Annotated in this window: 14 protein-coding genes; 13 read left to right on the forward strand and 1 reads right to left on the reverse strand. The window is 40.1% G+C overall.

What is annotated here, in order from left to right:
- Positions 1 to 31 precede the first annotated feature (31 nt).
- Positions 32 to 934, reverse strand: a complete 903-nt coding sequence (locus DYE54_RS08055; protein ID WP_115310747.1) for a diacylglycerol/lipid kinase family protein — start codon at positions 932 to 934, stop codon at positions 32 to 34.
- 298 nt (positions 935 to 1,232) lie between these two features.
- Between DYE54_RS08055 and DYE54_RS08060 the strand changes: the two genes are divergently transcribed.
- From DYE54_RS08060 to DYE54_RS08120, 13 genes are all read left to right on the forward strand, one after another.
- Positions 1,233 to 1,928, forward strand: coding sequence for a GntR family transcriptional regulator (locus DYE54_RS08060; RefSeq protein WP_115310748.1), 696 nt, complete (start codon positions 1,233 to 1,235; stop codon positions 1,926 to 1,928).
- Positions 1,929 to 2,309: 381 nt separating this feature from the next.
- Positions 2,310 to 3,299, forward strand: coding sequence for a molybdopterin-binding protein (locus tag DYE54_RS08065; protein ID WP_115310749.1), 990 nt, complete (start codon positions 2,310 to 2,312; stop codon positions 3,297 to 3,299).
- A gap of 78 nt (positions 3,300 to 3,377) precedes the next feature.
- The gene (locus DYE54_RS08070) at positions 3,378 to 3,797 is read left to right on the forward strand and encodes an acyl-CoA thioesterase (RefSeq protein WP_115310750.1); all 420 of its coding nucleotides are present in this window, start codon (positions 3,378 to 3,380) and stop codon (positions 3,795 to 3,797) included.
- Complete coding sequence (murI, locus tag DYE54_RS08075) at positions 3,794 to 4,612, forward strand: glutamate racemase (RefSeq protein WP_115310751.1); 819 nt, start codon at positions 3,794 to 3,796, stop codon at positions 4,610 to 4,612. The genes DYE54_RS08070 and murI overlap by 4 nt, the downstream gene beginning before the upstream one ends.
- A gap of 17 nt (positions 4,613 to 4,629) precedes the next feature.
- Positions 4,630 to 5,169 carry a hypothetical protein gene (locus DYE54_RS08080; protein ID WP_115311123.1) on the forward strand — a complete coding sequence of 180 codons (540 nt, stop codon included), beginning with the start codon at positions 4,630 to 4,632 and terminating at the stop codon, positions 5,167 to 5,169.
- Positions 5,170 to 5,181: 12 nt separating this feature from the next.
- Positions 5,182 to 5,835, forward strand: coding sequence for a coenzyme F420-0:L-glutamate ligase (locus DYE54_RS08085; RefSeq protein WP_115310752.1), 654 nt, complete (start codon positions 5,182 to 5,184; stop codon positions 5,833 to 5,835).
- A gap of 69 nt (positions 5,836 to 5,904) precedes the next feature.
- On the forward strand, positions 5,905 to 7,581 hold the full coding sequence (locus DYE54_RS08090; protein ID WP_115310753.1) for a hydantoinase/oxoprolinase family protein: 1,677 nt from the start codon (positions 5,905 to 5,907) through the stop codon (positions 7,579 to 7,581).
- Positions 7,571 to 8,911: a histone deacetylase family protein gene (locus DYE54_RS08095; RefSeq protein ID WP_115310754.1), complete on the forward strand. Its 1,341-nt coding sequence runs from the start codon at positions 7,571 to 7,573 to the stop codon at positions 8,909 to 8,911. Before DYE54_RS08090 ends, DYE54_RS08095 begins: the two co-directional genes overlap by 11 nt.
- 138 nt (positions 8,912 to 9,049) lie before the next feature.
- Positions 9,050 to 9,811 carry a ribonuclease PH gene (rph, locus tag DYE54_RS08100; RefSeq protein ID WP_115310755.1) on the forward strand — a complete coding sequence of 254 codons (762 nt, stop codon included), beginning with the start codon at positions 9,050 to 9,052 and terminating at the stop codon, positions 9,809 to 9,811.
- Positions 9,783 to 10,370: an XTP/dITP diphosphatase gene (locus DYE54_RS08105; protein WP_115310756.1), complete on the forward strand. Its 588-nt coding sequence runs from the start codon at positions 9,783 to 9,785 to the stop codon at positions 10,368 to 10,370. The genes rph and DYE54_RS08105 overlap by 29 nt, the downstream gene beginning before the upstream one ends.
- Positions 10,371 to 10,409: 39 nt before the next feature.
- Complete coding sequence (locus tag DYE54_RS08110; protein WP_115311124.1) at positions 10,410 to 10,922, forward strand: YfcE family phosphodiesterase; 513 nt, start codon at positions 10,410 to 10,412, stop codon at positions 10,920 to 10,922.
- Between the two features lie 108 nt (positions 10,923 to 11,030).
- The gene (speD, locus tag DYE54_RS08115; protein WP_115311125.1) at positions 11,031 to 11,813 is read left to right on the forward strand and encodes an adenosylmethionine decarboxylase; all 783 of its coding nucleotides are present in this window, start codon (positions 11,031 to 11,033) and stop codon (positions 11,811 to 11,813) included.
- An 11-nt stretch (positions 11,814 to 11,824) separates the two neighbouring features.
- Positions 11,825 to 13,006, forward strand: coding sequence for an NAD(P)-dependent malic enzyme (locus DYE54_RS08120; protein WP_115310757.1), 1,182 nt, complete (start codon positions 11,825 to 11,827; stop codon positions 13,004 to 13,006).
- Positions 13,007 to 13,071: the final 65 nt, after the last annotated feature.

Here is a 13,071-nt window from a genome sequence, read left to right on the forward strand (position 1 = left end):
TTTTTAGTTCATTAAGGGGATAGGATAAATATTATTTTTTCTTTTTATCAGGTACATAGACTTGTAAAAAGCCTGGTAATACTTCTAAGTCAACAGGCATAAGTGGACCTTTGTTGCCATCCATATTAGTAGGCAATTCGATATCGTCTAATAATGTGATGTTGGCTTTTCGGACTTTTAAAATCGTTACGTATTTTGATGTGTAAATAGAACCACGTAAAATTAATGGTAATATACGAAGCACATCCATAATAAAATATTCTCGGAAAATGATAATCCGCATATATCCATCATCTACGGAAGCTACAGGCATAAATTTTTCAAAACTAGAAACTACGTTAGTTAATAAAGCGATAACTAATGGCGATCGAATGGTAAAGTCGTGATCTTCCGTTTTAATATGAAAACTATAGTCTTTGGTTGTGAAAAGGGCCTGACCACCTTTTACGAAATAGGCTAAAGGACCTAGTAATTGTTTTTCTTTAGGTGTTACTTCTTCGACGACCTTTGGAATTACACCAGCGGCAATATTATTACAAAAATATTGATCGTTACAGCGACCAATATCTACATGGCGAATTTTACTATGTTTTAAAGCCCGTATAGCAGCCAGTGGCTCTAAAGGAATACCAAGTGCTCTAGACATGTCATTGACCGTGCCTACAGGGACAAATCCGAATTTAGATGTGCCACCACCTTGGGCAATGCCATTAACCGTTTCATTGATGGTACCGTCACCACCCATACAAAATACGGAATGAAAGCCGTTTTCTGTAGCCTCTTTTGCAAAACGAGTTGCATCTCCCGCTTTGGTTGTAAATTTTACTTCCATATGTTCAAAAAGGGTGCTTAGTTGCCATTGTAATTCCATGGCGTATTGTGTTGCACGACCTCCACCCGAGACGGGATTGATAATAATTAAACAGCGACTCATGTATATGTTCTCCCGTGTGTATTTTAAGTTGACTCATTCTATCTATTATCTATATAATTAAAGTAATGCAGTCTGTAGAATTTTATGCGAGTATGCAAGATTTGATTTCTAAGACAAATATTATACATAATATTTAAATTATAATATATATTATGTATATATTATAGTATACTAAAGATTGGCTGTCATTAGAAAGAGTGACATGTAAGATATACATACTTTTATTTTATACCTAAGGTTAGTGTTATTACTAGCATACGGTTACTATCCCTTCTATCATTGAAAGTTGAGGTCCATTATGGGTAAGCAAGAAGAATATCATCTTAATGCGATTGATTCTATTGGTCGTTTACCATTGAGTGAGCAAGTGTATGTAACATTAAAGCAAGCGATTTTAACAGGCGCTTTGAAGCCACAAGTTAAATTGAATGAAGTAAAAATTGCAGAGCAGTTGAATGTAAGTGCTACTCCTGTTCGTGAAGCCTTTCGTAAATTAGCTAAAGATAATTTAGTGGTTATTAAGCCTTGGAAAGGTGTTACGGTAAAAGGCTATACGCCAGAAGAGATTATTGGCATGTATCAGTGCCGTGAAGTGATGGAAGGATTAGGGGCTCGTTTATGTGCTGAAGTTTGTACAGAAGAGCAGATTGAAGAATTACAGAGCCTTTGTGACGCGGGGGCTGCTACGACTGATGCCGAAGAACGAGTACAGATTAATAGTCGTTTTCATACATTAATTTCTTTTTTCTCACAGAATGAGCGCGTGATGGACTATTTAGGTGAGTTCCGTGAAATGGTCAATCGTGATATGTATATTAGTACGATGGATCAGGCCCGGACAGATTCTTGTAATCAAGAACATGCTGAAATTATGGATGCTATTCGAAATCATAATCCTGAAGCAGCGGAACAAGCTATGCGCAATCATATTCGGAATGCTTTTGTATTTAAGAAGGCACATGCTGATTTACGAGCTAAAAAATTTGGCGTGTAAGAGGTTCCTTGTGTAAAGGGATGAAGTTGGAAATGAGTATGTTATAAGGAAAGTGTGTGCTGAAAAGACATAATGGCAGAGTTTTGCATGAAAAAATGCAAAATTTGCATAAGACCTGTTTACATTTTCCTTACAGTTTGCTATAATCATTTCAGGATGTGACCACAGAGTCATATCTCGGGGCACCCCCCAAAGCCCCTAAACATTTGAATGTGATTCAAATGTTCTCTCTCTCTTTTTTCTCAAGCACAAAAGCCTCGGCAGAAGCCGAGGCTTTTGTGCGTTTTAGTAACAATAAATATGAAATACAGTAATACACTTAAAATGTACATTGTAAATGTACATCAATCTTTTGTATAAATGGAGTTGTAGGAGGTCAGGATGAAACGAGTTTCTGTAGCAGAGGCCGTAGGTCAAGTATTGGCTCATGATATTGCACGTATTGTTATTGGTGAAGTGAAAGATACCCCGTTTCGCCGTGGTCATGTAATAAGTTCTGAAGATATAGAGTTATTATTAACGTTAGGTAAAGAACATGTCTTTGTACAAGAAGCGGGCGATGAAGAGGCTTTTGCCCATAAATTGCATGAAGAAGATGTCGCACTCGGCTTATATGAAGTATGTGCCCATGAAAGTTTATATGCTTCTGAAATCCGTGAAGGTAAAATCGAAGCCTTGGCTGCTTGGGACGGTATGCTCAGTATTGATGTTAATCGTTTGAACATGATTAATAGTATTGGTGAATTGACGATTGTCACAAAGTATAATCATCAAGCTGTGCGTAAAGGGGATAAAGTAGCGGGTATGCGTTGTATTCCTTTATGGCTTGAAGGGGTACAGTTAGAGCAAGCACGAAGGATTGGACAAGGGGCACCACTTATGCAGATTAAACCATTTGTGCGTAAGCGTATAGGTTTAGTTACTACTGGTTCGGAGGTAGCTAAGGGACGAATCAAAGATGCATTTCGCCCACGTATTGAAGAACGGGCGGCTTCTTTTGGGATGACGGTTATTGCGCAAGAAATTGTCACTGATGATACAGAAGCGATTATGAAGGCCATTGAAACGGTAAAGCAGGCTGGTGCTGATATTATATTTTGTACTGGTGGCATGAGTGTTGATCCTGATGATTTAACGCCTGGTGCGATCGCACGAAGTGCAGCTCAAGTGGTAACATATGGTTTGCCGGTATTGCCTGGTTCCATGGTTTGTATTGCCTATATGGCTGATGGAACTCCGCTTATTGGTTTACCTGGTGGCGTATTATTTAGTCAACCGACAGCATTTGATATATTGTTACCGCGATTAGCCGCTGATGATCCAATTACCAAAGCTGATTGTGTAGCCTTAGGACATGGTGGTTTACAATAATGTATGTTTGACAGTGTTTCATAGGTAGCGTACAATGAAGGGTGAATTATTTTATAGTAATGTGAGGTGAGATAGAAAATGTTTAGCACATCATTGCAAGTGCGATTTTACGAAACCGATATGATGTCAGTGGCACATCACACTAATCACTTACGATGGTTTGAGCTAGGTCGTGTGGAATTTTTTAGAGCTTGTGGTATTACCTTATGGGATATGATGAACGATGGGATTGTGTTTCCGATTACAAAAGTAGCTTGCGAATACAAGGAACCAGCCCGTTTTGATGATATATTGACAGTAGAAGTGACAGTGGCTAAAATCACACGTGCGCAGTGCGTGTTTACGTATCGAATTGTGCGGGAAGCGGATGGGGCTTTGATTGCTACTGGTGAAACGCAAAATGTATTTACGGATAAAGCAACAGGCAAGGTAGTCCGTCTAAGTGACACTTACTATGTGCCTATGATGCGGACCATGAAGGAGAGACAGAGCGTATGAGTAGACTAGGACCGGCTGAGGTAAAAAAATTGCCTATCGGCGTATTTGATTCTGGTGTAGGTGGCTTGACTGTATTGTCTGTTTTACGGACTATGTTTCCTCATGAAGATTTTGTTTATGTAGGCGATAGTGCTAATAATCCAGTAGGTAATCGGCCTAAAGCTGAAATAAGTCAGATTGCTATGAATATCGGTCATTTTTTAGCAACTGTACCTGTAAAAATGGCAGTTGTTGCTTGTAACACATTCTCTGTAGTGGCCTTAGAGGATTTACAAGCGACCTTTGATTTCCCCGTGATTGGAGTTAGTAAAGGGGTGCGGACCGCTATTGATATGAGTCAGACTCGTTCGATTGCTATTATGGCAACCAAGGCGACGATTGAGAGTCATAAACATAAGGAAGAAGCGCAAGAATTAGATGCTTCTGTAGCCGTGTGGGAACAGGCTTGTCCTGATTTAGCGCATTTAATTGAACAGGGGCATTTGCGCGATGAAGTGATTCATTCGTCTACCAATGCATATTTAACACCGATTATCGCGAGTGGTGCAGATACGGTAGTTTTAGGTTGTACACATTTTCCGTTTTTGACGGAATTGATGCAGGGGTTAGCTGGCCCTAAGATGCAATTTATTGATCCTTCTTATGAAACAGCTCAAGAAGTGAAAGAGGTGTTAACTGCACAACAGTTAATGAATCCACAGACTAATCCGGGTACATTAGATATTTGTTTTACTAAAGATTTACCACTAGCGAAACGAATGATTTCGTTGTTGATTCCGCCAGAAGAATTTACGCTTCGGCATATTACTTTATAAGGGAGTGACATATGGATATGTATTTTTACACCTTAATTAACATAATCGTAACGATTATATTTATTGTGGCCTTGCTATTTGTAGCATTCCGTATTTTTGCTTGGAAACAAGGGGACGAACAAATTGTGATGCTACCTAAAAAACGCACACCGTTTGAAGTAGAAGATATTAGTTTCAATCAAGTGACATTAGTATCTGATATTCCTTTTATCAATAAAGGTCGCCAGAATGGGACAATTATGGATTTATATCCTCGTCATTTATTGCCACAAGAGCAATTTGATGCAGTGCAAGTCAATTCTTGGACTACAGATGTAGCCGATGAACGTCATGATGGATATTGGAAATCTGTAATTATTGAGCCACGCAAAGGTGGTACTGTTCGATTGCGATTAATTTTAACCGCTAAAACTGGCAATATTCGCAAAGATTTAGTGGGTTTTCCTGACATGAATATTGATATTGTATATCAGGTTGTAGGTCGTAGTGATTGGCATATTTCTAAAAATCGTTTAATTTTAACTGCTGAAGAATTACAGCAGGCTATGCGGCAGTAAGAGGAGGTAACCATGGCAAATTTAGAATTAGTACCGGTTCATACTCGTATACTGACCCATCGAGATGATATTGTAGAAGCTATTATGCATTATGCAGGTGATAATATAGGGCCAGAAGATATTGTGTGTGTCGCTGAGTCAGTAGTGGCTATTACTCAGGGGCGGATTACTCGTCCAGAAGATTTACGGCCTACTTGGCAAGCTCGTTTATTATGTCGTTTTGTACCAGCTGAAGGCTCTATGAGTTCTGTATATGGTATGCAATCGGCCATGGAATTAGATGGCAAATGGAAAGTTTTTGGGGCGTTTATTCTAGGGGCCATTGCCAAAGCATTCCGTAAGGATGGTGTATTCTATCAAATTTCAAGAGCCGCAGCGTTGACAGATGATGTAACAGGGACTATGCCACCATTTGATAAACATATTGTATATGGTCCAAAAGATGCGGATAAGGTAGCAGAACGCATTGTACAACGCACTGGTAGTTATGGGGCTGTTGTGGCTGATGTTAATGATTTGAAACGAGCGGCTGTATTGGGCCATAGTCGTGGTATGGACCCTAAGCGCATCGCACGTATTTTGATTGATAATCCATTTGGCAATGATGACCAGATGACGCCAATCGTTATTATTAAAAATTTTGCCTCCATTTCGGAACGGCAATAATAAAGGAGGCCTGAGGGCCTCTTTTTGTTTCTTCAATTGGTTTTAGGGGCTTATAGAAAGGAGAATACTATGTTATTAGGTCTTGATGTAGGTGGTACCTTTACAGATGCAGTAGTGATTGATGAAGGGCATATTTTACAAAGTCATAAATGTCGCACTACAAAGCCTGATTTGATGCAAGGCATTGAAGCGGCTCTGGCTGGGGTGGCAAAGGCCATTGAACCTAGTAAAGTAACACGTATTACCTTGTCGACTACAATGGTAACCAATGCGCTAGTAATGAATCAGGTAGAACCAGTAGATTTATATATTATTCCTGGGCCTGGCATGGACATTCGGCCGTTATTGCCAGTAGACCCAATTGTACTTAGTGGGTATACGGATCATCGTGGTTCTTTAACAGCCCCTTTGAAATCAACGAAATTATCTGAGTTAGCTATGCATAAACAATATAAACGAGCGGCCGTTTCTGCTAAATTCGCTGTACGGAATCCTAGTTTAGAACAGACATTAGTGAAAACATTGAATGAGATAGGTTATGAAAGTGTATCAGCAGGCGCCCAGTTAAGTGGTTCTTTGAATTTTCCGCGTCGAACAATTAGCGCTTATTTTAATAGTGCTGTGCAAAATACGTTTCAAGAGTTTGCTAATGCTGTAGAAGCTGCTTTAGCTAGATATGGGCTGACAGCGCCGATATACATATTAAAAGCTGATGGTGGTTCATTACCATTAGCCCATATGCAGGCTTGCCCTGTAGAAACCGCTTTTACAGGACCTGCTGCGAGTGTATTAGGAATGGCCGCGTTACAATCGATGCCAAAAGCTATGACCGTTGCGCTGGATATGGGCGGTACGACTACCGATATTTCACTTTGGCAAGCAGGAAAACCGCTTATGGCACGTGGTGGTGCAAGAATTCAAAGTTATTCGAGTGCAGTCCGTTCTTTTGCCGTTAGTTCAGTAGGCATTGGTGGTGAGTCAGCCGTTATTGTAGATGATGGTGATATACAAGTGGGGCCTCATCGAATGGGACCTTCTATGGCTTTAGGTGGCGAGATACCTACCTTAGGTGATGCCTTAATTGTATTAGGCCGTGCTTCTTATGGCGAGGAATCAAGGGCCTGGGCAGGATTACGCACATTAGCAGCCAATTTAAAGGCGTGTAGTGAGTCTTCTATTGAGGATGATTCTGTTATTAGGTTAGCTCAAGATATAGTAGCAAAAGCTGTGGCGGTGATTGTTAAGGGGATTACTACATCGGTAAGCCAAGAAAATAAACTCCCTATTTATGTAGTTCGTGATATTGTTGAGCCTGTTGTTTTTAAACCAGAACAATTAGTGGCAGTCGGTGGAACTGCTGAGTCATTGGCTCCTTTTGTGGCGCAAGCTTTGCAACTACCACTAGAAATTCCTACTAATGCGCCAGTTGCTAATGCAGTAGGCGCTGCCGTGGCAAAGGAAACATTAATGATAACACTTCATTTAGATACAGCTAAAGGTATATTAGTTGTACCTGAGTTAGGCATTCATGAAAAGAATCGTTCCCTTCATTCCGCTGCTGAAGTGGAGCAAATGGCTTTAACATATTTAGCCCAAGAGGGGCAACGTCTAGGTTTACACAATGCAAATGAGGGCCATATTGTGGCCGTAGAAGATGTTCCGATTATTGAAGGCTGGCAATCCATACATCGTTTAATTACGGTCAAAGCACAGTTAGAACCGGGGGTGAGCTTGTATGTTAAATAAGAATAAGCAAACAGAAGCTAACTTAGGATTAGTCTTTTTTCCTGCTTTTGATTGGAAGATATCGGCAACACATCCTGAACGACAAGAGCGCTTATTATATACGCGTGACCAATTATTAGAAGAGGGCCTATTAGAGCATCCTGCTATTCGAGAATATAATCCGCTACTAGCATCGTGGCAAGATATAGAACGCGTTCATGTAGGGGCACCGTCTTTACAAAAATGGGTGACAGAAGCTCATCGTGTTTCGGTTGGTGGAGCTATAGCAGCGGCGGAAGCGGTTATGCGTGGTGAAGTGAAACGAGCATTCTCCCTTGTGCGACCACCAGGCCATCATGCGATGACTATGGTCCATGGTATTCGTGGGTTTTGTACGGTTAATGTAGAAGCTATTATGATTGCGTATTTACGTCGTCATTATGGTGTGAAACGAGTGGCAATTGTTGATACAGATGTACATCATGGTGATGGCTCTCAGGATGTGTTTTATCACGATCCGGATACACTGTTTATATCGTTTCATCAAGATGGCCGTACTTTATATCCAGGGACAGGGTTTATGTATGAATATGGTGGGCCACAAGCAGTAGGAAGCACGGTCAATATTCCACTGCCACCGGGTACTGGCGATGAAGGAATGCTCAAGGTGTTACAGGAAGTAGTGTTGCCTATGTTAGCTGATTTTCAGCCTGATATTATTATTAATTCTGCAGGACAAGACAATCATTTCAGTGATCCGTTAGCGAATATGATGGTAACAGCAAAAGGATATGCGCAACTTACTGATTTACTACAGGCTGATATTGCTGTGCTGGAAGGTGGCTATTCTGTGCAAGAAGCCTTGCCTTATGTAAATACGGGGATTGTGTTATCTATGGCTGGCCTTGATTATAGTCAAGTCATTGAGCCTGCTTTTGATGCCTATAGTAATCGTCAACGTAATGATGTGACGCAGCGTATTGATGGTATTATAAAACAATGGCAACACCAGTGGCAACGGCGCTATGAAATGCAAGTTGATGCTTTATTGGGGCTTGGTGACTATTGGCAGGATCAGCATCAAATTTACTATGATGAAACGGGCATTTCAGAGTATCGTAAGGAAACAATTAGACTCTATCCTGATAAAGTGGGTTGGCATAGTATTGACTCTCGTAGTGATGGCGGGCCTTTTGGCTCACAACATGTGTTTGCAACCTTTATTCCTTGGCAAGCTGATGAAATATGTCGCCAAGACGCTTACGATGCCACTTGGATGGCTAAAAAAGAAGGTAAGGCACAACGATATGTAGTGGTAGATCCGATGAAAGATATACAAGAGGAATTATAGACATTATATTTTTACCGGCTGTGAATTAGGACGAGATGACCTTTATAAAGTGTGGAAGGAAAAGTAGTTTGTATATTGAGAAAACTAGGTATCTATATGATATAATAGGAGGGAAGAAAGAATTTAGGAGTGACAACTATGAGAATTGATGGTAGAAATCCAAAGGCTGTACGGCCTATTAAAATTACACGTCATTTTACAGCGTATGCCGAAGGGTCTGTATTAATTGAGTTTGGCAATACGAAGGTACTTTGTAATGCATCAGTAGAACCTAAAGTACCTCGTTTTATGAAAGGCGAAGGTCGTGGTTGGGTGACCGCAGAGTATTCTTTATTGCCGCGTGCAACGCAGACTCGTAATAGTCGTGAAGCCGCAAAAGGTAAGCAAACGGGTCGGACTGTTGAAATTCAACGCTTGATTGGTCGTGCATTGCGGGCGGTGGTTGATTTAGAGGCTCTCGGAGAAAATACCATTACATTAGATTGCGATGTATTACAAGCTGATGGTGGTACACGTACGGCTGCGATTACTGGTTCTTTTGTTGCCTTAGTAGATGCAGTGAACACGCTATTTAAAGGGACCGGTGTCTATCCAGTACGTGATTATTGTGCCGCTATTTCTGTAGGCATTGGCAGTGAAGGACCTATTACTGATTTATGTTATGAAGAAGACAGCAAAGCTGTTGTAGATATGAATGTAGTACGTACTGGTTCAGGAGCCCTTATAGAAGTACAAGGAACAGGCGAACATGGTACATTTAGCCGTGATGAGCTGAATGCTCTCTTAGATTTGGCTGAAACGGCGACTGATGATTTAATGAAAGCACAAAAAGAAGCGTTAGGTGAAGCGGCACAGCATATAGGAGCGACGTATGAAGATAGTAGTAGCGACGCACAATAAAGGTAAACTGCGAGAATTTAAAGCGGCCTTAGAACCACTAGGTATTGAAACTGTTAGTGTTGGTGATATTGTGGCAGTCCCCGAGCCGGAAGAAACAGGGACTACTTTTTTAGAGAATGCTCGTATTAAGGCACAATATTATATGAAAGCTACGCAACTGCCTTGTTTAGCTGATGATAGTGGGCTCGCTGTTGATAGTTTAGGTGGTGAACCTGGTGTATATTCAGCACGGTATGCTGGTGAAGCTTGTGACGATGAAGCAAATAATAGAAAACTTGTTAGTGCCTTACGTGAGGTACCGTTTGAAAAACGGACAGCTCATTATGTATGTGAGTTAGTACTAGCGTATCCTGATGGCCGTGAAGTTAAAGCTACGGGATGTTGCGATGGTATAATTCAAGATAAACCTGTCGGTGATGGGGGCTTTGGTTATGATTCTTATTTTTATGTGCCCCAGTTTCAAAAAACGATGGCGCAAATTAGTATGGAAGAAAAAAACGCCATTAGTCATCGCGGGTTAGCATTACAAAATTTATTACAACAATTAAAAATAGATTAGAATATAGAATTTTAAAGTAAGTGAGTTTATATGAGTACAGTGCATCGTATAGGAATTATAAGCGATACCCATGGGTACTTAGAGGTAATTGATAAAATTTTAGTTGATACGGCTGATTGGCAGTTAGATGTATGGTTGCATGCCGGTGATTATGGGGATGATGCTCGTTATATGGCAACAAAGACTGGAGTACCGGTGATTGCAGTGCGCGGTAATAATGACCGTCAACGTCCTTTTGAACCGAGGGAACAATTGATACCCTTTCAAGATACATATGTATATATGACACATGGTGATCAGTTTTTACCATATAATCGGATTCAGGACGTTATGAGTTTAGGCGCTAGTATGGGGGCGACCCTTTGTATTGCTGGGCATAGTCACCATCATGCTATGTATGAACATCAAGGCTGTTTATTTGTTAATCCAGGTAGCCCTGCTTTACCTAGGGATAAATCAGGGGGGACTTTTGCTGTGGCTACATATGAAAATGGTCAGTTTAAAGGGCAGTTCTATTACTTAAAGGAAAAACCTTGGTTAAAACCTGACTAAATAAAACCATGTATGCGAAAATAAAATATCGAAAGAGTTGAATGTGCAGCATGCTTTCGATATAATGTATTTATGCGAATTTTGAATGAGGAAGGTGTACAGAACATTATGGAGACATCCGTAAAACCGATTAAGAAAATGAAATTATACGGTTTTAATAACTTGACGAAAACATTGAGTTTTAACATTTATGATATTTGTTATACAAGTACAGAGGCTGAAAAGCGACAGTATATCGAATACATTGATGAAGTGTATAATGCACAACGGCTAACGGATATTTTGACTGATGTGTCTCATATGATTGGGGCCAATGTCCTTAACATTGCGAAGCAGGATTATGATCCACAAGGGGCGAGTGTTACGATTTTAATTTCTGAAGAAGAAATCCAGAAAGAAGATGTGGTATGTCATTTGGATAAAAGCCATTTGACTGTTCATACGTATCCTGAAAGCCATCCATATCGTGGAATTAGTACATTCCGTGCCGATATTGATGTGTCTACTTGTGGTCAGATTTCACCACTTAAAGCTTTGAATTATTTAATTAGTAGTTTTGACTCCGATATTATAAGCCTTGATTATCGCGTTCGTGGTTTTACCCGTGACGTACAAGGTAAAAAACTCTATATTGATCATCGCATTAACTCCATTCAAAATTATATTGATGCTAAAACTAAGAATTTGTATAACATGATTGATGTTAACGTATATCAGGAAAATATCTTCCATACTAAAATGATGCTCAAAGAATATGATATTAATAATTATCTTTTTGGGATTACTGAAGAAGACTTAACACCGAAGGAACGTAAACATATTAATCAGTTATTGAAACAGGAAATGGCTGAAATTTTTTATGGTAGAAATCTACCAACTTTGAAACAGTAGGAGGGAATAACATGGACGTACGCGAAGAAGCAGTGCAAAAGAAATTGGAATTAGGTGGCTTTTTAACAACTGGGACAAAGTATCCGTTGAAGGATGCGCATGATTTATCCGTGGCCTATACGCCAGGGGTAGCTGAACCTTGCTTGCGCATTAAAGAGAAAGAAGAATTATCCTTTGATTTAACTTGTCGTGGTAATATGGTGGCTGTTGTATCTGATGGTACTCGTGTGCTTGGTCTTGGTGATATTGGGGCGGCCGCTGCTATGCCAGTTATGGAAGGTAAATCTTTACTTTTCAAACGGTTTGGTAATGTAGATTGTGTGCCAATCGTAGTAGATACTAAAGATGCAGATGAATTAATTCATACGGTTAAATTATTGCAGAAAAACTTTGCAGGTATTAACTTAGAAGATATTTCTTCTCCTAAATGTTACGAAATTGAAAACCGCTTAAAAGAAGAATTAGAAATTCCTGTATTCCATGATGATCAACATGGTACGGCGATTGCTTGCTTAGCTGGTGTTAAAGCAGCGCTTCGTTTTGTGAAAAAAGATTTAAGTAAAGTTAAAATTGTTGTAAATGGTGCTGGCGCGGCTGGTGCTAATATTGCCCGTTTGCTGTATCTTGCAGGAGCACGCGATATTACGCTAATGGTAAGCTCCGGTGTTCTTAATAAAAATTATAAACGTCTTGATTCCTTACAAGCTGAGTTGATTAAATTACTTGGCCAAGAAGAAAAGACTGGTACCTTAGCTGAAGTGGCTAAAGGGGCTGATGTATTATTAGGTGTATCGGCTGCAGGTGCTTTTACTGAAGAAATTTTGAAAAACTTGGCAGAAGATTCTATCGTATTTGCTATGGCTAATCCAAATCCAGAAGCTATGTATGATGATGCAAAAGCTTGTGGTGTACGTGTAATGGGTACAGGTCGTAGTGATGCGCCAAATCAGATTAATAATGTCAATGTATTCCCTGGTTTGTTCCGTGGTGCTATTGACGTGCACGCATCTAAAATTAATGATGAAATGAAATTAGCAGCTGCTGAAGCACTGGCTAATTTAGTTGCTGATGAAGATCTTCGTGAAGACTATGTGGTAGCGAATGCGTTTGATGAACGTGTTCCATTGGCCGTGGCGAAAGCGGTAGCTGAGGAAGCGGTAAAAACTGGCGTAGCTCGTAAAGAAATTAAATAATATTGATTAAAAAAAGGTCTAAGAGTTTACTCGTGACCGGGCTAGGTACACTAGCAACGGTCGCT

This window comes from Veillonella criceti (genome assembly GCF_900460315.1).
In the GTDB taxonomy this organism is placed as follows: Bacteria; Bacillota; Negativicutes; order Veillonellales; family Veillonellaceae; genus Veillonella_A; species Veillonella_A criceti.